The sequence below is a fragment of the Micromonospora sp. NPDC020750 genome (genome assembly GCF_044334565.1).
Classification (GTDB): Bacteria; Actinomycetota; Actinomycetes; order Mycobacteriales; family Micromonosporaceae; genus Micromonospora.
Genome location: NZ_JBIRTH010000009.1, coordinates 149,477 through 169,393 on the forward strand (window position 1 = coordinate 149,477; position 19,917 = coordinate 169,393).

Annotated in this window: 22 protein-coding genes; 7 read left to right on the forward strand and 15 right to left on the reverse strand. The window is 72.5% G+C overall.

Annotated features, from left to right (window positions below):
• Positions 1–65: 65 nt before the first annotated feature.
• Both thrS and ACH4T9_RS25750 read right to left on the reverse strand, forming a co-directional pair.
• Positions 66–2,075 (reverse strand): threonine--tRNA ligase, encoded by a 2,010-nt coding sequence (thrS, locus tag ACH4T9_RS25745; protein ID WP_396673916.1) that lies wholly within the window; start codon positions 2,073–2,075, stop codon positions 66–68.
• 218 nt (positions 2,076–2,293) lie between these two features.
• Positions 2,294–3,214, reverse strand: coding sequence for an ADP-ribosylglycohydrolase family protein (locus ACH4T9_RS25750; RefSeq protein WP_396673917.1), 921 nt, complete (start codon positions 3,212–3,214; stop codon positions 2,294–2,296).
• A 72-nt stretch (positions 3,215–3,286) separates the two neighbouring features.
• On the opposite strand from ACH4T9_RS25750, the gene ACH4T9_RS25755 reads away from it, so the two are divergent.
• Positions 3,287–3,976 (forward strand): response regulator transcription factor, encoded by a 690-nt coding sequence (locus ACH4T9_RS25755; protein ID WP_396673918.1) that lies wholly within the window; start codon positions 3,287–3,289, stop codon positions 3,974–3,976.
• Positions 3,977–4,005: 29 nt separating this feature from the next.
• The gene (locus ACH4T9_RS25760) at positions 4,006–5,409 is read left to right on the forward strand and encodes an ATP-binding protein (RefSeq protein WP_396673919.1); all 1,404 of its coding nucleotides are present in this window, start codon (positions 4,006–4,008) and stop codon (positions 5,407–5,409) included.
• Between the two features lie 246 nt (positions 5,410–5,655).
• Here the strand turns inward: ACH4T9_RS25760 and ACH4T9_RS25765 are convergent, their stop codons facing one another.
• Both ACH4T9_RS25765 and ACH4T9_RS25770 read right to left on the reverse strand, forming a co-directional pair.
• Positions 5,656–6,681 (reverse strand): adenosine deaminase, encoded by a 1,026-nt coding sequence (locus ACH4T9_RS25765; RefSeq protein ID WP_396673920.1) that lies wholly within the window; start codon positions 6,679–6,681, stop codon positions 5,656–5,658.
• The gene (locus ACH4T9_RS25770; protein ID WP_396673921.1) at positions 6,678–7,472 is read right to left on the reverse strand and encodes a trans-aconitate 2-methyltransferase; all 795 of its coding nucleotides are present in this window, start codon (positions 7,470–7,472) and stop codon (positions 6,678–6,680) included. The genes ACH4T9_RS25765 and ACH4T9_RS25770 overlap by 4 nt, the downstream gene beginning before the upstream one ends.
• Before the next feature lie 171 nt (positions 7,473–7,643).
• Here ACH4T9_RS25770 and ACH4T9_RS25775 point away from each other — a divergent pair, with 171 nt between their 5' ends.
• Positions 7,644–7,838, forward strand: a complete 195-nt coding sequence (locus ACH4T9_RS25775) for a hypothetical protein (protein ID WP_396673922.1) — start codon at positions 7,644–7,646, stop codon at positions 7,836–7,838.
• A 124-nt stretch (positions 7,839–7,962) separates the two neighbouring features.
• On the opposite strand, the gene ACH4T9_RS25780 is transcribed toward ACH4T9_RS25775, so the two are convergent.
• The 7 genes from ACH4T9_RS25780 to ACH4T9_RS25810 all read right to left on the reverse strand — a co-directional run bounded on the left by ACH4T9_RS25780 (position 7,963) and on the right by ACH4T9_RS25810 (position 12,239).
• Positions 7,963–8,166, reverse strand: a complete 204-nt coding sequence (locus tag ACH4T9_RS25780) for a cold-shock protein (protein WP_088962828.1) — start codon at positions 8,164–8,166, stop codon at positions 7,963–7,965.
• 292 nt (positions 8,167–8,458) lie between these two features.
• Positions 8,459–8,731 carry a DUF4235 domain-containing protein gene (locus ACH4T9_RS25785; protein ID WP_161691336.1) on the reverse strand — a complete coding sequence of 91 codons (273 nt, stop codon included), beginning with the start codon at positions 8,729–8,731 and terminating at the stop codon, positions 8,459–8,461.
• The gene (locus ACH4T9_RS25790; protein ID WP_396673923.1) at positions 8,728–9,066 is read right to left on the reverse strand and encodes a DUF3618 domain-containing protein; all 339 of its coding nucleotides are present in this window, start codon (positions 9,064–9,066) and stop codon (positions 8,728–8,730) included. The genes ACH4T9_RS25785 and ACH4T9_RS25790 overlap by 4 nt, the downstream gene beginning before the upstream one ends.
• Positions 9,063–9,497 (reverse strand): phage holin family protein, encoded by a 435-nt coding sequence (locus ACH4T9_RS25795; protein ID WP_396673924.1) that lies wholly within the window; start codon positions 9,495–9,497, stop codon positions 9,063–9,065. The genes ACH4T9_RS25790 and ACH4T9_RS25795 overlap by 4 nt, the downstream gene beginning before the upstream one ends.
• A gap of 209 nt (positions 9,498–9,706) precedes the next feature.
• Positions 9,707–10,909 (reverse strand): mechanosensitive ion channel family protein, encoded by a 1,203-nt coding sequence (locus tag ACH4T9_RS25800; protein WP_396673925.1) that lies wholly within the window; start codon positions 10,907–10,909, stop codon positions 9,707–9,709.
• Between the two features lie 80 nt (positions 10,910–10,989).
• On the reverse strand, positions 10,990–11,814 hold the full coding sequence (locus ACH4T9_RS25805) for a DUF1206 domain-containing protein (RefSeq protein ID WP_396673926.1): 825 nt from the start codon (positions 11,812–11,814) through the stop codon (positions 10,990–10,992).
• Positions 11,815–11,873: 59 nt separating this feature from the next.
• A complete protein-coding gene (locus tag ACH4T9_RS25810) occupies positions 11,874–12,239 on the reverse strand; it encodes a hypothetical protein (RefSeq protein ID WP_350882315.1) in 366 nt (121 codons plus the stop codon).
• A gap of 149 nt (positions 12,240–12,388) precedes the next feature.
• On the opposite strand from ACH4T9_RS25810, the gene ACH4T9_RS25815 reads away from it, so the two are divergent.
• The gene (locus ACH4T9_RS25815) at positions 12,389–12,673 is read left to right on the forward strand and encodes a GNAT family N-acetyltransferase (protein WP_396673927.1); all 285 of its coding nucleotides are present in this window, start codon (positions 12,389–12,391) and stop codon (positions 12,671–12,673) included.
• 110 nt (positions 12,674–12,783) lie between these two features.
• Here ACH4T9_RS25815 and ACH4T9_RS25820 read toward each other — a convergent pair whose 3' ends face one another.
• Entirely contained in the window at positions 12,784–14,325 is a 1,542-nt protein-coding gene (locus ACH4T9_RS25820; RefSeq protein ID WP_396673928.1) for a glycoside hydrolase family 3 protein, read from the reverse strand.
• A 148-nt stretch (positions 14,326–14,473) separates the two neighbouring features.
• Between ACH4T9_RS25820 and ACH4T9_RS25825 the strand changes: the two genes are divergently transcribed.
• The 3 genes from ACH4T9_RS25825 (at position 14,474) to ACH4T9_RS25835 (ending at position 16,899) form a co-directional block, all read left to right on the forward strand.
• Positions 14,474–14,599 carry a hypothetical protein gene (locus tag ACH4T9_RS25825; RefSeq protein ID WP_256371533.1) on the forward strand — a complete coding sequence of 42 codons (126 nt, stop codon included), beginning with the start codon at positions 14,474–14,476 and terminating at the stop codon, positions 14,597–14,599.
• A 90-nt stretch (positions 14,600–14,689) separates the two neighbouring features.
• Positions 14,690–16,321, forward strand: coding sequence for a RecQ family ATP-dependent DNA helicase (locus ACH4T9_RS25830; RefSeq protein WP_396673929.1), 1,632 nt, complete (start codon positions 14,690–14,692; stop codon positions 16,319–16,321).
• Positions 16,322–16,395: 74 nt separating this feature from the next.
• Positions 16,396–16,899, forward strand: coding sequence for a hypothetical protein (locus tag ACH4T9_RS25835; protein ID WP_396673930.1), 504 nt, complete (start codon positions 16,396–16,398; stop codon positions 16,897–16,899).
• A 64-nt stretch (positions 16,900–16,963) separates the two neighbouring features.
• Here the strand turns inward: ACH4T9_RS25835 and ACH4T9_RS25840 are convergent, their stop codons facing one another.
• From ACH4T9_RS25840 to ACH4T9_RS25850, 3 genes are read right to left on the reverse strand one after another with little or no spacing between them, the layout of a single operon-like run.
• Entirely contained in the window at positions 16,964–18,193 is a 1,230-nt protein-coding gene (locus ACH4T9_RS25840; RefSeq protein WP_396673931.1) for an ABC transporter permease, read from the reverse strand.
• A complete protein-coding gene (locus ACH4T9_RS25845; protein WP_396673932.1) occupies positions 18,190–18,882 on the reverse strand; it encodes an ABC transporter ATP-binding protein in 693 nt (230 codons plus the stop codon). Before ACH4T9_RS25845 ends, ACH4T9_RS25840 begins: the two co-directional genes overlap by 4 nt.
• Positions 18,879–19,802 carry a peptidoglycan-binding protein gene (locus ACH4T9_RS25850; RefSeq protein WP_396673933.1) on the reverse strand — a complete coding sequence of 308 codons (924 nt, stop codon included), beginning with the start codon at positions 19,800–19,802 and terminating at the stop codon, positions 18,879–18,881. Before ACH4T9_RS25850 ends, ACH4T9_RS25845 begins: the two co-directional genes overlap by 4 nt.
• Positions 19,803–19,917 lie beyond the last annotated feature (115 nt).

A 19,917-nucleotide genomic window follows, 5' to 3' on the forward strand; every position in this document is an offset into this window, starting at 1 on the left:
CACGTAGACGGCACGGCGGGACGTCCCGGCTCAGGGACGTCCCGCCGTGCCGTGCGCCGGGCCGGTCAGCCCTCGGCTGCGGAGGGACCGGTGTTGCTGCGGGAGGTGACCACGTCGAGCACGTGGGTCACCGCGTCGGCGATCGGCACCCCGTTGCGCTGCGAGCCGTCCCGGTACCGGAACGACACGGTCCCGGCAGCCACGTCGTCGTCGCCGGCGATCACCATGAACGGGATCTTCTGCTGCTGGGCGGTGCGGATCTTCTTCTGCATCCGGTCGTCGCCCGCGTCCACCTGGGCCCGGACGCCCTCGGCGCGCAGCGCCGCGACGAACCCGTGCAGGTAGTCGGTGTGGTCCTCACGGATCGGGATGCCCACCACCTGCACCGGGGCCAGCCAGGCCGGGAACGCCCCCGCGTAGTGCTCGGTGAGCACCCCGAAGAACCGCTCGATCGAGCCGAACAACGCCCGGTGGATCATCACCGGCTGCTTGCGGGTGCCGTCGGCGGCCTGGTACTCCAGCCCGAACCGGGCCGGCTGGTTGAAGTCGACCTGGATCGTCGACATCTGCCAGGTCCGGCCGATCGCGTCCCGGGCCTGCACCGAGATCTTCGGGCCGTAGAAGGCCGCGCCGCCCGGGTCGGGCACCAGGTCCAGCCCGGACGCCTCGGCGGCGGTGCGCAGCGCCTCCGTCGCCTCCGCCCAGTCGGCGTCGTCGCCGATGAACTTCGGCGAGTCGTCCCGGGTGGACAGCTCCAGGTAGAAGTCGTCCAGGCCGTAGTCGCGCAGCAGGTCCAGCACGAAGGTGAGCAGGGTCGACAGCTCGCCGGGCATCTGCTCCCGGGTGCAGTAGATGTGCGAGTCGTCCTGGGTCAGCCCGCGCACCCGGGTCAGGCCGTGCACCACGCCGGACTTCTCGTACCGGTACACCGTGCCGAACTCGAACAGCCGCAGCGGCAGCTCCCGGTAGGACCGCCCACGCGACCTGAAGATCAGGTTGTGCATCGGGCAGTTCATCGCCTTGAGGTAGTAGTCCACGCCCTCGAACTGGATCGGCGGGAACATGGTGTCCGCGTAGTAGGGCAGGTGGCCGGAGGTCTCGAAGAGCTGCGCCTTGGTGATGTGCGGAGTGTTGACGAACTCGTACCCGGCGGCCTCGTGCCGCTGGCGCGAGTAGTTCTCCAGCTCCCGGCGGATGATGCCGCCCTTGGGGTGGAAGACCGGCAGGCCGGAGCCGACCTCGTCGGGGAAGCTGAACAGGTCCAGGTCCGAACCGAGCTTGCGGTGGTCGCGCCGGGCGGCCTCCTCCAGCAGCTTCAGGTACGCCTTGAGCTCGTCCCGGGTCGGCCACGCGGTGCCGTACACCCGCTGGAGCTGCGGGTTCTTCTCGCTCCCCCGCCAGTACGCGGCGGCCGAGCGCATCAGCTTGAACGCCCCGATCAGCCGGGTGCTCGGCAGGTGCGGGCCCCGGCACAGGTCCGACCAGCAGACCTTGTCCTCCTTGGCCGCGAGGTTGTCGTAGATGGTCAGCTCGCCGCCGCCCACCTCCATCACCTCGGACGAGTCCAGCCCCTCGCCCTTGACGTCGATCAGCTCCAGCTTGAACGGCTCGGCGGCCAGTTCGGCCTTCGCCTCGTCCAGGCTGTCGAACCGCCGCCTCCGGAACCGCTGACCGGACTTGACGATCTCCTGCATCCGCTTCTCGAGCTTGGCCAGGTCGTCGGGCTGGAACGGCTTGTCCACGGCGAAGTCGTAGTAGAAGCCGTTCTCGATCGGCGGGCCGATGCCGAGCTTCGCCTCCGGGAACACGTCCTGCACGGCCTGGGCGAGCACGTGCGCGGTCGAGTGGCGCAGCACGTTCAGCCCGTCCGGGGTGTCGAGGCCGACCGGCTCGACGGTGACGTCCTCGGCCGGCGCCCAGTCCAGGTCGCGGAGCTGGCCCTGCGGGTCGCGGACCACGACGACCGCCTTGGGGCCGCTGACCGGCAGGCCGGCCGCGGCCACCGCGTCGGCCGCCGTCGTCCCGGCGGCGACGACGACGGGGTCGGCCACGACGGGGGTACGGGGTGCGGACACGGTGACTCCTTCAGCTGACGACGAACGCGGCCGAGCGACCGCCCCCGCTGATGCTAGCGGGCAGCAAGGGGCCCCTTCTTGTCGCATTCGGTGAAGGCGGCGCTCCGTCCCGACGCCTTCCGCCCGGGGCCGACGGCGGGGCCGGTAGGGGCCCAGGCGGCCACCGCGGCGGCCCGGACACGAGGCGTGGCGGCCCGCGACCGGGCCGGGCGGGGTGGTCAGCCCGCCCAGTCGGGCAGCGGCTCGCGGGCGGCGAGCCAGTCGGCGGGCACCCCGCCCGGCGAGCCGACGCCGGTGTGGGCGGCCACCACCGCGCCGACGATCGCCGCCGTGGTGTCCACGTCCCCGCCCGCCTCGACGCACGCCCGGACCGCGGCCGGGTAGTCGTCGAGGCGCGTGGCGGCGACCCAGAGCGTGAACGGAACGGTGTCCTGCGCCGTCACCCGGGAGCCGTTGCCGAGCGCGTCGGCGGCGACGGCCACCGGGCGGTCCAGCAGGGCGGCGGCCCGGCGTACCCCCTGGTGCACCTGGCCGCCCGGGTCGAGGGCGGCGGCCACCGCGGCGAGCAGCCGCGACGGCGGCGGGCGGTCCCCGTCGAGGCGGGCCCGGGCGGCCAGGGCAGCGGCCACCGCCACCGCCACCGCGCCGGCGATCCCCTCCGGGTGGGCGTGGGTGACCTCGGCGGACGCCCGGGCCTGGGCCGCGGCCCGCCGGGGCGAGTCGGCGAACCACGCCCCGAGCGGCCCGACCCGCATCGCCGCGCCGTTGCCGCACGAGCCCTGCCCGTCGAACGCGGAGGCCGCGGCGACGGGCCACGGCGTGCCGGTGCGGATCAGGCGCAGGATGGTCACCGCCCCGGGGCCGTAGCCGCGGTACGGCTCGCACCGGTGCGCGAACGCCAGCGCCAACCGGTCCCGGTCGACCTCCCCTGCGCCGGCCAGCTCGGCCAGCACGGAGCACGCCATCTCGGTGTCGTCGGTCCACTGCCAGGGCGGCGCGGGGAGCCGGCCGGCGGCGAGGTCCCCGGGCCGGTACCCCGGCACGAAGAACTGGGAGCCGAGGGCGTCGCCGACGGAGAGCCCGGCGAGGCTGTCCCGGGCGAGCGCCAGTCGGGTGTCCGGGAAGAGCGTGAAGGACATGGTCGTACCAGCTTGCCCGCTTCGCGGGTGCGCCGCAACGCGCCAGCTTGCCCTGCCGAGTACGGTGCTGACGTGGCCACGGTGCTCCTGGTCGAAGACGACCACGTCGTACGCGGCGCGATGCTGCGGTCCCTCGCCGACCGGGGGCACGCCGTACATGCCGTCGGCACGGCGCTGGACGCGCTGCGCCGGGTGGCCGCGGAGACCCCCGACCTGGTGGTGCTCGACCTCGGCCTGCCGGACCTGGACGGCTCGGACGCGCTGCGGATGCTGCGCGGCATCACCGACGTGCCGATCATCATCGCCACCGCCCGCGACGACGAACAGTCGGTGGTGCGCCTGCTGCGGGCGGGCGCCGACGACTACATGGTCAAGCCGTTCACCGGCGCACACCTGGACGCCCGGATCACCACGGTGCTGCGCCGGGCCGGTCGGGCCAGCCGGACGGTGCAGCCGGCCGTGCACACCGTCGGTGGCCTGCGGGTGGACGTCGGCGAGCGCAGCGCCCAGCTCGACGGGATGGCGCTCGCGCTGACCCGCAAGGAATTCGACCTGCTGGCGTACCTCGCCGCCCGACCGGGGCGGGTGGTTTCCCGCCGGGAACTCTTGGAGGAGGTATGGCACCAGCCATCGGTCGGCGAGGACCAGACCATCGACGTTCACCTGTACTGGCTGCGTCGCAAAATGGGCGAGTCCGCGGCGAAGCCGCGCTACCTGCGCACCGTGCGGGGGGTCGGCTTCCGGTTGGTGGCCCCGGACTGAGGGTCGCGCTGGCCTGGCTCACGGCCGGCATGTGCGCGCTCGTCGCGGTGGCGTTCCTGGTCCCCCTCGGCATCAGCCTGGGCGAGCAGACCCGTCAGGAGGCCCTCGCCGACGCCGCCCGGCGCGGCGCGCTGGTGACCGGCGCGCTCGCGGTCAGCACCGAGCCGGCGGCGGTGCGGCGCGCGGTGGAGGCCAGCGGCGCGGACCCGGCGACCCGACCGGTGGTGCACGGGCTGGACGGCGCCGCGCCGGCCGGCCGGGCCGACGCGGCGGCGCTGGCCAGGGCCACCGCGGACCGACGCTCGGTGATCGTCGACGTGCCCGGCGGGGCGCTCCGGCTGGATCCGGTGGTGCTCGGCGACACGGTGGTCGTGGTCGAGGTGTTCGTGCCGGACTCCGCGCTCGATGAGGGCTCCGGGGGCCGCTGGCTGCTGCTGGCCACGGTGGCGGTGGCCCTGGTCGGGGCCGCCGTGCTGGTGGTGGACCGGGTGGCCGCCCGCGCGGTCGACTCGACCCGGGGGCTGGTGAAGGCCGCTCTCGCGGTGGGCGACGGCGACCTCGGGGTACACGTCGAGCCGAGCGGCCCGCGCGAGCTGGCCGAGGCCGGCTACGCGTTCAACCGGATGGCGGACCGGATGGCGGCGGCGCGCACCGACGAGCGGGAACTGGTGGCGGACCTGTCGCACCGGCTGCGCACGCCGCTGACGGTGCTGCGGCTGGACGCCGAGGGGCTGGACTCCGACGACACCAGCGTGGGCTCGTTCACGGAGGCGGAGCTGGACCGGCGGCGCACCATCCGGCGGATCCGGCAGGCCATCGTGACCCTTGAGGGCGAGATCGACGTGCTGATCAAGACGACCCGCAAGACGGTCGCCCACGACGCCGGCCCGGCGATGTGTGACGTCAGCGAGCTGGTCCGGGACCGGATGGTGTTCTGGTCGGCCCTCGCGGGGGACCAGAACCGGCCGCACCGGGTCAGCGGGGCGCAGCTGCGCATCCCGGCGCCCGTGCCCCGGGCCGAGCTGGCCGCCGCCCTCGACGCGGTGATCGGCAACGTGTTCCGCTACACCCCGCAGGGCACCGCGTTCGAGCTCGCGGTCTCCCGCCGGGACGGATACGTGGCGATCCGCATCGACGACGCCGGCCCGGGCATCACCGACCCGGACCGGGCGCTGCGGCGGGGAACCAGCGACCAGGGCTCCACGGGGCTCGGCCTGGACATCGCCAAGCGGGTGGCCTTGCAGGCCAACGGGTCGGTGAGCATCGACCGGGCCCGGCTCGGCGGGGCCAGCGTGGTGATGCTGCTGGCCGACCCGGAGGCCACCCCGCGGCAGGTCAGCCGCTTCGGCCTGGTCGGCCGGATGGCCCGGGAGGCGCGGGAGCAGAAGAGCGGTGGCCGCCGCTGGCCCCGGCAACGCCCCACGGACGACTGACCACCCCGCAGCCTGTGGGCAGACACAAGTCTTTCTTAGATTCGGATTAACGGCACCGGCGGGCCGGGCGCGACCTGACAGGATCTGGGGGCGAACCCACCAGTTCCACCGGCCGCCCCGGATCCACCCAACTGGCCGGTGGAGTCCGTGCACGCGGCGGGAGTACGGTCCCCCCACAACCGGCTCCCGCCGCGCGCGCCGGCCCCGCGACCCGGGCGCCGACCGCCAGGCGGTGGCGCCGGCGGGTCAGCGGGTCGCCGCGGCCAGGTAGCCGTCGATCTCGGCGGTGAGCCGTGACTTCTCCCCCGGCTCGAGGAACGCGGCGTTCACCGCGTCGGCGGCCAGCGCGGCTACTCCCTCGGGGCCGACCCCGAGCAGCCGGGCGGCCACCGCGTACTCGTTGTCGAGGGTGGTGCCGAACATCGGCGGGTCGTCGGAGTTGATGGTGACCAGCACACCCGCCTCGACGAGTCGGGGCAGCGGGTGCTCGTCGAGGGAGGCGACCGCCCGGGTGCGCAGGTTGGAGGTCGGGCAGACCTCCAGGGCGATCCGCCGCTCCGCGAGGTGGGCGAGCAGCTCCGGGTCCTCGGCGGCGGAGATACCGTGGCCGATCCGCTCCGCGCCGAGGTCGCGCAGCGCGTCCCAGACGGTCTGCGGGCCGGTGGTCTCCCCGGCATGCGGCACCGAGTGCAGCCCGGCCGCCCGGGCCTGGTCGAAGTACGGCTTGAACTGCGGTCGGGGCACCCCGATCTCGGGGCCACCCAGGCCGAAGCTGATCAGCCCGTCGGGGCGTTCCTCCAGGCAGATCCGCAGGGTCTCCTCGGCGGCCGGTAGCCCCGCCTCGCCCGGGATGTCGAAGCACCAGCGCAGCGCGATGCCGAAGTCGGCCTCGGCCCGTTTGCGGGCGTCCTCGATCGCCTCGCAGAACGCGGGCGCGGGGATGCCCCGGCGCACGTGCGAGTACGGGGTGACGGTCAGCTCGGCGTACCGGACCTGCTGGCGGGCCAGCTCGCGGGCGACCTCGTGGGTGAGGATCCAGACGTCCTCGGGATCACGGATCAGGTCCACGACGCTGAGGTAGACCTCGATGAAGTGGGCGAAGTCCCGGAAGGCGAAGTAGTCGGCGAGGGCGTCCGGGTCCGCCGGCACCGGGCTGCGTCCGGCGTGCCGGGCGGCCAGCTCGGCCACGATCCGCGGCGACGCCGAGCCGACGTGGTGCACGTGCAGCTCCACCTTGGGCAGTCCGGCGATGAAGGTGGACAGATCGATCACGATTTCTCCCTTGCGCTGGCGTCGGTCCGGGCGACGACGAAGAGCCGGCGGAAGGGGAAGTACACCAGATTCCGCCGGGCCGGGTAGGCCGCCGCGAGGCGCGCCCGCAACTCGGCGCGGAAGTCGGCCCACCCCGCGTCGTCGAGCGCCGCCCGGACCGGGCGCAGCGCGGTGCCTTCCATCCAGGTCAGCACCGGGTGCTCGGCGTGCGCCGGGGCCGGGAGCTGATGCACGTACGTGGTCTCCCAGGCGTCGACCGCACAGCCGGCGTCGGTCAGCAGCCTGGTGTAGCCGATCGGCTCGTCGACCGGGGCCTCGCGCAGCAGCGGGGTCAGCTCGGTGGCCCACGGCCCCGCCCCGGCCACCTCCCGCAGCGCCCGGTGCGACGGGGCCTCGAAGTTTCCCGGCACCTGCACGGCGAGCCAGGCCCCGGCGGGCAGCTCGCCGGCCCAGCGGGTCAGCAGTTCCCGGTGCCCGGGCACCCACTGGAGCAAAGCGTTGCTGACCACCACGTCGACGTCGGGGGCGGGGTGCCAGTCGCGCACGTCGCCGACCGCGAAGTCGACCGGTGCGCCCAGGGCTGCGGCCCGGTCGATCATCTCCGCCGACGAGTCGAGGCCGGTGATCCGGGCACCCGGCCAGCGGGCGGCCAGGGTGGCGGTGAGCGTGCCGGGACCGCAGCCGAGGTCGACGACGGCCCTGGGCCGCCCGGCCGGGACCCGGGCGACCAGGTCGTGGAAGGGCCGCCCCCGCTCGTCGTCGTAGCGCAGGTACGCCGCCGGGTCCCACATCGCAGCCTCCCAAACCGTACGTTCGTCTTGTTGAACGGTACGGCCCGCCGCACGACCGGGCAAGCCGATCACTAGGCTCGGGGCATGCAGCACGGGGCCGACGGTGCTCGCCCACCTCGGCGACGACCCGCATGCTGGACGGGCCCGGCCGTCCGGCGAAGGAGGAACGCGATGAAGGGGTGGCTTCCGCTCACCCTCGGCCTGCTCGCCATGGTCGTGGGCGCCGTCTGGACGGTGCAGGGCCTCGGCTACGTCGGCGGCAGCGTCATGACCGACCAGCGGATCTGGGCGCTGCTCGGCCCGCTGCTGGTCCTGCTCGGACTCGTGACGACCTGGCGCGGCCTGCGCAGCCGCCGCCGGCCCTGACCGCTCCCCCGCCGAGGCACGGGTCCCGGGGCAACGGAAAACCCCGCATCCCGGACAGGACGCGGGGTTTCACTGTGATCCGGGCGGATCACCCGGCCTCGACCGGCACGCCGGCCACGGCTGCTCAGATCGGGCGGACCTGCTCAGCCTGCGGGCCCTTCTGACCCTGGGCGATCTCGAACTCCACCCGCTGGTTCTCCTCCAGCGAACGGTAGCCGCTGGACTGGATCGCCGAGAAGTGGACGAACACGTCAGCACCCCCGCCGTCGACGGTGATGAAGCCGAAGCCCTTGTCTGCGTTGAACCACTTCACGGTTCCCTGCGCCATGTGAATCTCCTTCTAAAACTGGCGGCCGAGCACGCCGTGCGGCCGATTGGCCGTTTTCGAGCAGCGGCGCCTGAGGCGGCCCCCTGTGCAGGAGACTTCTCTCAACCCACGCCTTCTCGCAACAGCGTGGGCCAGCGAACCACGTAGCGAAAACTTCGCACAGCGTACCCGAAGAGATCCTCGGAAAGGTGACCCGAAGGACGCTCGAATTCCGGCCCGGACGGGTCGCGCCCCGAGCGAAAGGGCCCTTTCCCACGTACCGGAAAGGGCCCTTTCGCATGGTGCTGGCGGGTCAATCGGGCCAGCGGCCGGTGAGCCGGCGCACGCCTGCCGCCCCGCCCCGGTCCACGGCGGCCCGGACCACCGCGAAGATCGCGCCCTGGAGGGCGGCGGCGGCCAGGATCTCGCCCCAGCCACGGTCCTCGTCGGTGGCGCTCGGGGCCTCGCCGTCGCCCGCGGTCGCCTTCCAGACCTGCCGGAAGATCGCGCCCGCGACCGTGCCGGCGGCCACGCCGAGCAGCACCCCGACCGGCTTGTACGCGGCCTTGCCGATGCCCCTGCTCACCTGTTCCTCCCCCGAACGATCAACAACACGATCATCGTAGCCACCGCGCCGGCGGCGACGGCCGCCCACGGCACCGGGCCGCGCAGCCCCGCGCCGGCGGTGGACGCCCCCTCCCGGGCCACTCCCGCCCCCTGCGCCGCCTGCTCCCGCACCCGGGCCACCGTCTGCGCGGCCTGCTCCCGCATCCGGTCCTTCGCCTGCTCGGCGGAGGACCTCAGGCGGGCCTTGACGTCGGCCTTGGCGGCCAGCGCCTCCATCGTCTCGCCCAACTCCACCCTGGTCCGCCGGATCTCCTCGCGGAGCCCCTCGGTGTCGCCGGCCCCGTTGCCCGTCATGCCCGTCCCCTGTCCCGGACCGCGGCGGTCACGGTGTCCACGTCCGCCCGGAGGCTGCGTACCGTCGCCGCCGGAACCGGCGGAACCGCCTGGCTGACCTGCTTCTTGCCGACCAGTGCGAGGATCCCGGCCAGCAGGAAGAGCGCCACCGCCACGATCAGCGCGCCCAGCCACGCGGGCATGACCAGCGCCAGTAGCAGGATCACGGCGGCGACCAGTGCGCCGAGCCCATAGAGCGCCAGGGCCCCGCCACCACCGAACAGGCCGATCCCGATGCCGGCGTGCTTGCCCTTCTGCGTCAGTTCCGCCCGGGCCAGCGCGAGCTCGTCCCGGACGAGGCGCGAAACCTGCTCCGTGGCCCGCTGCACCAGTTCCGCGGTGGACGGCTCGCTCCCGGTCCGAGACGTGCGGTGATTCGCGACGTCAGCCATGCTGTCCTCCTTTCATCATCACCGCGCTGTATGCCCGGAGCCGCCGCCCGTCAATCCTGCGCGGTGCAGCCAGTAACACCGACCACCCGGCGCACCAGTCCCCAAAACCCGCCGCCCCAAACCCAGCCCCCACCCCGCCGGCCCACGGTGATCAAGAGGTCTGCGTCGCCGGACCGCAGATCCCGACGCAGACCTCTTGATCGCCGCATTCATCGGGTGTGGGTCGGGGTGAGTGCGTCGTCGGGGCCGATGAAGGCTTCGCTGCGGGCCGTGCCGTCGTCGCTGCCGCCGAAGACCCGGGCGTCGTCGGGGACGTCGGTGTCGGCCGGCCGGCGGACCGGGCGCCGGGGCTGCGCCGACTGCCAGGGCAGGACGCCGGAGGAGTCGCCGACCTCGGCGCGCATCCGGGGCAGGGCGGTCGGGCGGTGATCGCGGACCCAGCCGACCAGGTGCTCGCGCACCAGGCAGCGCAGGTCCCACAGACTGCCGGCGTCCGCCGCGCTGACCAGGGCGCGGACCTTGACCAGGCCGCCGGTGGCGTCGGTCACCTGGAGTACGCACACCCGGCCGTCCCACAGGTCGCTGCTCTCCGCCAGCCGGCGCAGCTCCTCGCGCATCGCCTGCACGTTGACCGACCAGTCGACGTCGAACTCGGCGGTGCCCAGCACCGCCGCCTCGGTCCGGGTCCAGTTCTGGAAGGGCCTGCTGGTGAAGTACGAGGTGGGCAGGATCAGCCGGCGGTCGTCCCAGATCTGCACGACCACGTAACTGAGGGTCAGCTCCTCGATCCGGCCCCACTCCCCCTCGACCACCACCACGTCGTCCAGGCGTACCGCGTCGCTGAAGGCGAGCTGGAGCCCGGCGAAGACGTTGCCGAGCAGGCTCTGCGCGGCCAACGCGGCGACCACGCCGACCACGCCGGCGGAGGTCAGCACGCCGGCCCCGATGCCCCGGACGCTGGGGAAGGTCATCAGCATCACGCCGACGGTCAGGATCACGATCACCGCGATGGTCAGCCGGCGCAGCATCACCACCTGGGTACGCACCCGGCGGGCGTGCCGGTTGTTCGGCACGTCGACCCGGAACCGGGCCAGCGCCACGTCCTCGACCGCCACCAGCAGCGAGGCGACCAGCCAGGCCGCGGCGGCGATGACGGCGAGCACCAGCATGTGCAGCAGCACCTGCCGCCACTGCGTGCCGACGGCGTAGCCGGTGGAGAACCGGACGGCGAACTGCACGGCGACGACGGTCGCGGCGACCTGGAACGAGCGGTGCGTGTGGTCGGTCAGCTCGGTCATCAGCAGCGAGCGCCGGCCGAGTCGCCGGGTCGCGCGGTGCACCACCTCGACCAGGAAAAGGGCGATCGCCGCCGCGGCGAGCGCGGCGACGACCGTCGTGAGGTAACTCTGCACAGGTATCTGTCTCCCCCCATCGGGCAACCTGGAACCGGGCAAAGGCCCAATGGTGCCCGCTGTTTCCCGATCCGACCAGGTCAGACCTTGCGGTACCGGGACTGGAGGAAGCAGTAGACGCCGTAGCAGGCGATGCCGAGGGCGACCAGGACCAGCAGCACCGGGCCGTAGGACTGGTCGCGCAGCGTGCGCAGCGCGGCGTCGAGGCCGCGGGCCTTCTCCGGGTCGTAGTTGACGGCGGCCAGCACGACCAGCAGGCCGGCGATGCCGTACGCGACGCCCTTGGCGATGTAGCCGGCCATGCCGAGCCGGCGGGCCAGGGTCCGGGTGTGGGCGTTCATCTCCCCGGTCTTCAGGCGCTTCTCGAACTTCTTCTTCCACCCGTAGATCACCAGGCCGATGCCGATGGCGGCGAGCACCAGGCCGGCCAGTCCGACCAGCCAGCGTCCGCCGGAGGAGGTCATCAGCTTGCCGGTCAAGGCCTCCGACTGGTCGGCGTTGCTGGCGCCGGCGTTGGAGAAGACCTTCCAGGCGGTCCAGGCGAAGTAGAGGTAGACCAGGGTGCGGGCGACGGAGGCGACGCGCTCGAAGAGCCGCTCCTTGTCCCGCTCGGCCTGGTGGCCGACGGCCGCCTCCAGCGCCTGCCAGATCGCCATGGCGAGCATGCCGACGGCGATGGCGACGCAGAGGAACTTACCCATCGGCTTCTCGGCCAGGGTGCTCAGCGCACCGGACTGGTCGCCGCTCTTGCCGCCGGAGCTGCCGAAGGCAATCTGCAGGGCGAGCCAGGCGATCAGCAGGTGCACGACGCCGTAGCCGATGAAACCGGCCCGGGCGAGTAGTTCGAGCCACCGGCTGTTCGCGGCCTGCGAGGCGGTGGCTTCGGCGTTCCGGGTGAGTGACATGGCGCCACAATCTCCGATTGCGGAGATCCCCAAACGTCGGCCACCGCCGCCGCGGCGTACTAGCTGCCGGGATTACGCGAGACGCGGATCTTGACCTCCTGGTCGGTGACGCTGTCCAGGGTGACGGCGAAGCCGCCGACCTCGGTGGCCTGCTGGCCGACGGTCAGCGACAACTGTTCGCCGGCGACCTCGACGGTCACCTGGTCGCCCTGGGCGCCGACCAGTTTGGCCTCGACGCCGAGGATGGTGGCACTGGCCTCGACGCCACGGTCGAAGGTGACCGTGCAGGCGTCCAGGCCGCAGTCGGTGGAGGCGCCCTCGCTGCTGCAGCCGGCGAGCAGGGCGACGCCGAGCGCCAGGCCGGCCAGCAGGCCGACGGCCCGGCGGGCGGGGGTGGACGGGGGGGTACCGGGTCGGTTCGTCACCCGATCAAGGGTACGAGATCCGCGCGAACGCCCGTCCGGCACGCAATCGCCCTGCTCAACGTCTTCGCACCCCGGTTTCCGACCGACGGGGTGGACCGGTTGCTGGCCGAACTGGACCAGCTGGCCGGGGCCCGGGGCAGAATGACCGGGTGAGCATCCTGGTCGAGGACAACCCCGCCCGCCGCCGCTTCGAGATCCTGGTCGACGACGCGCTGGCCGGGTTCACCGCATACCTGCCCCGGGGCGAGGTGCTGGTCTTCACCCACACCGAGGTCGACCCCGGGTTCCAGAACATGGGGGTCGGATCCGCGCTGATGCGGGCCACCCTGGACCAGGTCCGCGAGCGTGGCGGCCGGGTGTCGCCCAGGTGCCCGTTCATGGCCGCGTTCATCGAGCGCCACCCGGAGTACGCGGACCTGGTCATCTCCGCCTGAACCGGCTGGCGCGCCCGACCGACCCGCCCACGGCGTGACGGGCCGCCGGGCGACGGGCGCCAGCCGGCGACGGGCGCCAGCCGGCGACGGGCCTCAGCCGGCGACGGGCCTCAGCCGGCGACGGGCCTCCCAAGGCCGGCCAGCGGCGCGGCGAGGGTGCCGGCGAGCAGCTCGGCGGCGGCGCGGGCGGCGGACCGGGTGGCGCCGTGGGTGGCCACGTGCACCACCCCGGCGACCAGCACGGGCACGCCCAGTTCGACCACCACCGCGTCGGGGCGGGCGGCGATGGCCCGCCCCACGGCGGCGCGCATCCAGTCGTGCCGGTGCAGGTCGCGGACGACCAGCACGAGCGGCCGGCCGGCCGCCCCGGCGGTCGGGTCGGCAGGCAGGTCGGCCTCGCCGAGGCGTACCGAGGTGGTGCCGGTGAGCAGGCCAGCGAGGGGGGCGGCGACCCCCCACGGGGTCTCCTGGCCGATCGCGATGTTGCGCGGCGGCTCGAACTCGACCACGTGCGGGGCGGTGGCCAGGGGCAGCGCCGCCTCGGCGCCGGTGCGCGCGGTCACCCGGACCGCCCGGCGGGCCGCGGCCAGCCCGACCAGGGAGCCGCCGACCGCGACGTCGGAGCGGGCCGGACCGGCGGCCTGGGCCGTCGTCGTCCAGCTCGCCAGCTGGCCGACCCGCTGGGCCGCCTCGGCCAGCCGCTCCTCGGGCAGCTCGCCGGCCACGACGGCGGCGACGATGGCGTCGCGCAGCTCGCGGACGGAGTCCTCGTCGGCCCGCTCCCCGCCGACGCAGATCGCGTCCGCGCCGGCGGCAAGGGCGCGCACGGCCGACCCGGCGAAGCCGTACCGGTCGGCGACCGCGCGCATCTCCACCGCGTCGGTGACCACCACGCCGGTGAAGCCGAGCTCGTCGCGGAGCAGGCCGCCGAGGATGCGCGGGCTGAGCGTGGCCGGCAGTTCCGGGTCCAGCGCCGGGACGAGCAGGTGGCCGGTCATCACCGCCCGCACCCCGGCCGCCACGGCGGCCCGGAACGGGACCAGCTCGGCGGCCTCGAGCTGTTGCCGGGTGCCGCCGATGCGGGGCAGGTCGTGGTGCGAGTCGACGCGGGTGTCGCCGTGGCCGGGGAAGTGCTTGGCGCAGGCCGCCACCCCGCTGGACTGCAACCCCCGGATCCAGGCGGAGGTGTGCCGGGCGACCAGGGCCGGATCGGCCCCGAAGGCACGGACCCCGATGACCGGGTTGGCCGGGTTGGAGTTGACGTCGGCGTCCGGGGCGTAGTTGAGGGTGACGCCGACCGACGCCAGCTCGCGGCCGAGGTCGCGGGCAACCTCGTGGGTCAGCTCCGGGTCGTCGACCGCGCCGAGGGCGAAGTTGCCGGGGCGGGAGCTGCCCCGTCCGGACTCGATCCGGGTGACGTCGCCGGCCTCCTCGTCGATGCCGACCACCACGTCGGGCCGCTCCGCGCGCAGAGCCGCGGTGAGGGCGGCGACCTGGTCGAGGTCGACGATGTTGCGGGCGAAGAGGACCACCGAGCCGAGCCCTTCGCCGAGCCACCGGCAGACCCAGGGCGGTGGGGTGGTGCCGACGAATCCCGGTTGCAGGACAGCGGCCGCCAGGCTCGCCAGTTTTCCCGTCGGTGTGCTGCTCATGCGGCTGCGGTACCCCCGTCATTCCCGATTCGGACCCGGCCGCGGGCTGCGGCGGTGCTTGCCATGGTCACACCGGGCACCACTAATAGTCAATAAACCTTACTGTTAATCCGTGGCGCGGAGCCGCCCTACGTGGGAGAGTTCCCACATGCCACTGCCGCCCCTCGCCGACGCGACCAGCGCGGCCGACGTACCCGGTGTTCGGCTGCTCGGCCTGGTCGTCGGCGGCCTGCTCCTGCTCGCCGCCATCCGGGCGATGTTCCGCCGGCGCTGACCCCCGCGGTCGCCGGTCGTAGCCCTACGGGCCGACACCCTAATGCCGTGGGGTTTCGCCGCTGATCGCGTCGGGTACCTCCGGCCCTCGATGAAACTGTCAACGCACTCGATGACGCTGCGCCGCGCGGCGCGCAGCCTGTTCGGTTGGACCGCCCTGCGGCCCAACCAGCTCGCCGCCATGCGCGCGGTGATGAAGCGACGCGACGCCCTGGTGGTGCTGCCCACCGGTGCCGGCAAGTCGGCGATCTACCAGATCCCGGCCAGTCTGATCCCCGGCCCGACCGTGGTGATCTCCCCGCTGCTCGCCCTCCAGCAGGACCAGATCGCGGCACTCAACGAGCGCCGACGCCCGGAGCTACGGGCGGTACGGATCAGCTCCGACGAGACCGCTGCCCAGCAGGCGGAGGCGATCGCCGAGATCCGCGAGGGCCGGGCGGAGTTCCTGTTCATCACCCCGGAGCAGCTCGCCAACCCGGACCGGATGGCGGAGGTGAAGTCACTCAAGCCGGCGCTCGTGGCGATCGACGAGGCGCACTGCATCTCGGCGTGGGGGCACGACTTCCGGCCCGACTACCTGGCGCTGGGCCACCTCATCGACGGCATCGGCCGGCCGCCGGTGGTCGCGCTGACCGCCACCGCCTCGCCGCCGGTCCGCGACGACATCATCGCCCGGCTGCGGCTGCGCGACGCCGAGGTGGTGGTCTCCGGGCTGGACCGGCCGAACCTCTTCCTCGAGGTGGCGCACTGCCCCACCGAGGACTACCGGTGGCGGCGGCTCATCGCGCTGCTGAACGAGGACCAGCGCCCCGGGATCATCTACGTGCCGACCCGGCGCGCGGCCGAGGAGCTGGCCGGCCGACTCACGGATGCCGGCTACCCGTCGCAGTACTACCACGGCGGCATGCCCGCCGGGGCGCGCGGCGAGCTGCACACGGCGTTCCTCGCCGACCAGGTGCCGATCATGGTGGCCACCTCCGCATTCGGCATGGGCATCGACAAGCCCAACATCGCCTGGGTGGTGCACATGGCCCTGCCCGACTCGCCGGACAGCTACTTCCAGGAGATCGGCCGGGCCGGACGTGATGGGGAGCCGGCCCGGGTGCTGCTGCTCTGGCAGGCCGAGGACGTCGGCCTGCAACGCTTCTTCTCCGGCGGCCTGCCGGACGCCACCGAGCTGCGCGACCTGGCCGCCCTGCTGCGCAAGAAGCCGGCCACGAAGAAGGAGCTGCGGGAGCTGACCGGCCTGGGGCCGCGCAAGCTCGGGCAGTACCTCGCCCTGCTGGAGCAGATCGGCGCCGCCGAGCCGCGGTCCAAGCAGCGGATCGGCGCGCCCCGGTACTCCCCCACGCCGGCCGAGGCCGGCGAGGCCGCGCGGGCCGAGGCGGAACGCCAGCAGACCGTGACCCGGTCCCGGACCGACATGATGCGGGCCTTCGCCGAGACCACCGGCTGCCGGGGGCAGACGCTGCTGGCGTACTTCGGCGAGCAGATGACGAAGGTGTGCGGGCACTGCGACAACTGCCTGGCCGGCACGAGCGTCGCCGACGACGGTGCCAGCGGGCCGTTCCCGGTGCACAGCCAGGTGCGGCACCCGGAGTGGGGGCCGGGCATGGTGCTCAGTTACGAGGACGACCGGATGACGGTGCTCTTCGAAGAGGTCGGCTACAAGACGCTGTCGGTGCGCGTGGTGTCCGAACAAGGGCTGTTGACCCTCGACTAGCCTGAGCCGGGCCCCGGCGACCGGGGCGCGGTGGCAGTCGAGCCGAGTGAGACCAGGATGAGAGGAGCGTGGACGTGATCGAGCAGCCGGCGTACACCGGGTTCGGTTTCTCCGACGAGGAGTGGGGGCTGCTGGCCGGCCTGCCGCAGGCGGTCCTCGCCGCGGCGAGCGTCGCCGAGCACGACAGCGCCCGTCGCACCATGGCCGAGAACGCCGCGGGCCTGGAGACCATCGCCACCGGCCGGGAGTCGGCCAGTCCCCTGGTCGCCGCCGTGGCCGGTGAGATCGTGTCCCGGGTGGGCGACCCGGAGGCCGGCGAGGAGCTGCCGGTGATCGTGCCGGCCGACCCGCGGGCGATGATCGAGGACGTGCTGAACCGGGCAGCCTCGGCGGCCCGACTGCTGGCCACCAAGGTCGACGAGGGCGAGGCCGGCGCCTACAAGCACTGGCTGATGAAGATCACCGAGCACGTGGTGGGTGCGGCGTCCAGCGGCGGCATCCTCGGCCTCGGCGGCGACCAGGTGAGCGACTCCGAGCGGCGGTTCCGCGACCGGCTCTCCCAGGTTCTCAACGACTGAACCTGAGGCGTCACGACGGCCGTCCCCGCACCGGGGGCGGCCGAACTGGCCCGCTCACGCCCCGTCAGGCGGTGCGGAGTGCTTCGTTGGGTGCAAGCCGGGTGGCCCGCCAGGCGGGGTAGGCCCCGGCGATGATCCCGACCGTGAGAGCGAGTGCGGGTGCCGCGACGATCGCGGCGATGGGAAGAGCTGCGGCTTGCGCGTTGACTGCGGCGTAGCCGATGGTGACCAGGATGCCGGTGCTGATGCCGATGGCCGCGCCGATGGCGGCGAGAGTAAGCGCTTCGAAGATGAATTGAGCGGCGATATGTGTGCGTCGCGCTCCGAGGGCGAGCCGGAGTCCGATCTCACCGCGACGTTCGATGACGGCGACGATCATGGTGTTGGCGATGCCGACCCCACCGATCAGGAGCGCGATTGCGGCAAGGGCCGTGGCAAGGTTGCTGAGGCTGGTGTCGGCAAGTTCGCGCATGTCGGCATAGTCGGAGAGCTGGGACACTCCGACGTACTGGGGTGCGGCGGGATTGGCGGTACCGGCGAGCACGGGACGCACCTGAGCGGCGGTGCCGGGGTGGGTGTTGACGTAGATCATCGCGATGCTGCCCGGTGTAGCGCCGGTCGTGTCGGTGAATTGTGGCCAGATGGCGTCTTCGGTCCAGTCATCGCCGAGGAAGACAGCGTGGTCGATGCCGTCTGCAAGGACGACCGGGCGCAGAACACCGATGACAGAGTGCCATTGGTCGGCGACCCAGATGCGCTGTCCGGGGTAGGCGATGCCCAGCGTCGTGGCGGCTTGCGATCCGAGCACGACGGCCGGGAGGGTGCGGCTGGCGTTGCTGAACCACTGCCCCCAGGCCAGGTCGGCGTCGATCGCTGCCGGGAGACCGGGGCCTGCGGCCTGGACGAGCAGCCCCCTGGTCTGGTTGATCGGGACGCGATCGGTGCGATAGGCGCGCACCGTCTCGGGTACGGCATATACCGCAGCGGCATTCGTGACGGGGGCGATGCGTTCGATCATCTCCAGCGCCGTGGCGGGCAACGGTACGGTCTTGTCGTCCGTGTCCTTCCCGGGCTCGACGGTGAGCAGGTTCGCGCCCATGCCATCGAGTTCGTTCAGATACTGGGCCTTGTTGGAGCCGGCGACGCCGGTGATGGCGACGAGTGCGGCGATGCCGATCGCAATCCCGATGGACGACAGGACGGTGCGCAGCGGCCTTGCCCAGGTTCCGGCGGTGGCGTCGTCGAGGAGGTCGCGGATGCGAATCCGGATCGGATGAAGATCAGAGTTGCTCATGCGGTGGGCACCCCGGTGTCGGTGGTGATGCGGCCGTCGAGGATTCGGACACGGCGCGGCATTGTGTCGGCAATGGCGTGGTCATGGGTGATGACGATGACCGCCGTTCCGGAACCGGCAATCTCACTGAGGAGACGGATGATGTTCCCCCCGGTGGCCGTGTCGAGGGCACCGGTGGGTTCGTCGGCGAACACGATGCTCGGTCGCTTGACGAGTGCGCGGGCAATCGCGACGCGCTGTTTCTCACCTCCGGAAAGCTGTCCGGGCCGATACCGGGTTCGGTGGGCCAGCCCGACGGCTTCGAGAGCGTCTCGGGCCTGACGGAGGCGTTCGGCGTGTCCGGCGCCGGTGTAGAGCAGCCCGGTCGCGACATTCTTCTCGGCCGTGAGGGTGGGGATGAGGTGGAACTGTTGGAAGACAAAACCGATGTGTCGTGCCCGCAGTGCCGCACGCTGCGCATCGCCGAGTCGAGCGACCGGGTAGTCCCGCAGACGCACCGTTCCGCTGGTGGGGTCCTCAAGGGTGCCCATGATCGAGAGCAGAGTGGACTTGCCCGACCCGGACGGTCCCACGATCGCGACCAACTCCCCGGCACGCACCGTCAGGGTGGCTGCGCTGATTGCGTGCGTCGGCGGGTCTGTCGGATATGTCTTGGACACCTCCTCGACGGTGAGGACGAAATCGGTCATGGAGCCACCACCTCCTCCCCTTCCTTGATGTCCCCGGTGATCTGTAGCCGGGAATCGGCGACCAGTCCCACCTTCACGGGTACGAGGACCCGCTTTCCGCTCCGGAGCACTTCGACGCCGTACCCACCGTCGGCCAGGGCGAGGAGCGCGGTGACCGGTACGACGAGGGCTCCATCGACGGTGTCACTGGGGATGGTGACCCGCACTGCGGAGAGGCCGATCCTTGAGACCGAGGACTGGTCGGCGAATTCGATGACCGCACGGTCCGGCAATCGTTTTCCGTCCTTGTCGGACCCGCGGTTCTTCTGGATCTGGGTGATCTGAGCGCCGATGGTCGACCCATCGGGCAGGACTACGGTCACCGGTTTCCCGGGCATCAACGATCCGGCCTGCGCGGTGCTGAGGTTGGCGACTGCGTGGACGGTGGTGTCGGTGTAGTCGAGGATGTCGCCGTTAGCGGACGCCCCGAGCTTCACGTGAACGGTCTCGACACGGATCGCATTCGCCCGGGTGACGACGGCATCGCCTGGGGCGAGCACACCGGTGCGTTTCATGCGGAGGGAGTCCTGCCAGCGTTTGATCGCCAGGGCAGTGGACTGGGTGAACGTGTCGTCCACGGTGAGGCCCACGCTGAAGCCCAGCTTGACGAGATTCCGTTCGAGTTGGCGCACGTCCTCGCCCGGGGTAACTCCGGTCCTGAGCTCGCGCCAGAATGGCCGGGCGCCTTTCAGGAGCACGACGGGTCGCCCGTCCGTCTCGTAGACGCGTTGACCGACCTTGACCACCCTCCCGGGGGGCGGCAGCACCGTGAGGATGCCACCGCCGCCACCGATGAGAGTGTCCGGGTCGCCGTAGCTGAGCTGTGCATTCAGGACCGTGTTCGACGTCAGTGCCTCTCGCACTATCGTCTGGGTGTTCACCTTCGGGCCCGGTACGGCGGCGTCCCTGCGCCAGGGTTGCCATACGTAGGCGGCAGCCACAGCACCGAGCACCAGGGCGACGGCTGCGGCGACGACGCGGGTACGGCTTCGCACT

Excerpts from the sequence above, each read along its gene's own strand:
- ACH4T9_RS25750 (WP_396673917.1), bottom strand. The coding sequence starts at position 3,214 with ATGTCCTTCACGCTCTTCCCGGACACCCGACTGGCGCTCGCCCGGGAC.
- ACH4T9_RS25760 (WP_396673919.1), top strand. The coding sequence starts at position 4,006 with ATGTGCGCGCTCGTCGCGGTGGCGTTCCTGGTCCCCCTCGGCATCAGC.
- ACH4T9_RS25770 (WP_396673921.1), bottom strand. The coding sequence starts at position 7,472 with ATGTGGGACCCGGCGGCGTACCTGCGCTACGACGACGAGCGGGGGCGG.
- ACH4T9_RS25775 (WP_396673922.1), top strand. The coding sequence starts at position 7,644 with ATGAAGGGGTGGCTTCCGCTCACCCTCGGCCTGCTCGCCATGGTCGTG.
- ACH4T9_RS25780 (WP_088962828.1), bottom strand. The coding sequence starts at position 8,166 with ATGGCGCAGGGAACCGTGAAGTGGTTCAACGCAGACAAGGGCTTCGGC.
- ACH4T9_RS25790 (WP_396673923.1), bottom strand. The coding sequence starts at position 9,066 with ATGACGGGCAACGGGGCCGGCGACACCGAGGGGCTCCGCGAGGAGATC.
- ACH4T9_RS25795 (WP_396673924.1), bottom strand. The coding sequence starts at position 9,497 with ATGGCTGACGTCGCGAATCACCGCACGTCTCGGACCGGGAGCGAGCCG.
- ACH4T9_RS25805 (WP_396673926.1), bottom strand. The coding sequence starts at position 11,814 with ATGTCACTCACCCGGAACGCCGAAGCCACCGCCTCGCAGGCCGCGAAC.
- ACH4T9_RS25820 (WP_396673928.1), bottom strand. The coding sequence starts at position 14,325 with ATGAGCAGCACACCGACGGGAAAACTGGCGAGCCTGGCGGCCGCTGTC.
- ACH4T9_RS25825 (WP_256371533.1), top strand. The coding sequence starts at position 14,474 with ATGCCACTGCCGCCCCTCGCCGACGCGACCAGCGCGGCCGACGTACCC.
- ACH4T9_RS25830 (WP_396673929.1), top strand. The coding sequence starts at position 14,690 with ATGAAACTGTCAACGCACTCGATGACGCTGCGCCGCGCGGCGCGCAGC.
- ACH4T9_RS25840 (WP_396673931.1), bottom strand. The coding sequence starts at position 18,193 with ATGAGCAACTCTGATCTTCATCCGATCCGGATTCGCATCCGCGACCTC.
- ACH4T9_RS25845 (WP_396673932.1), bottom strand. The coding sequence starts at position 18,882 with ATGACCGATTTCGTCCTCACCGTCGAGGAGGTGTCCAAGACATATCCG.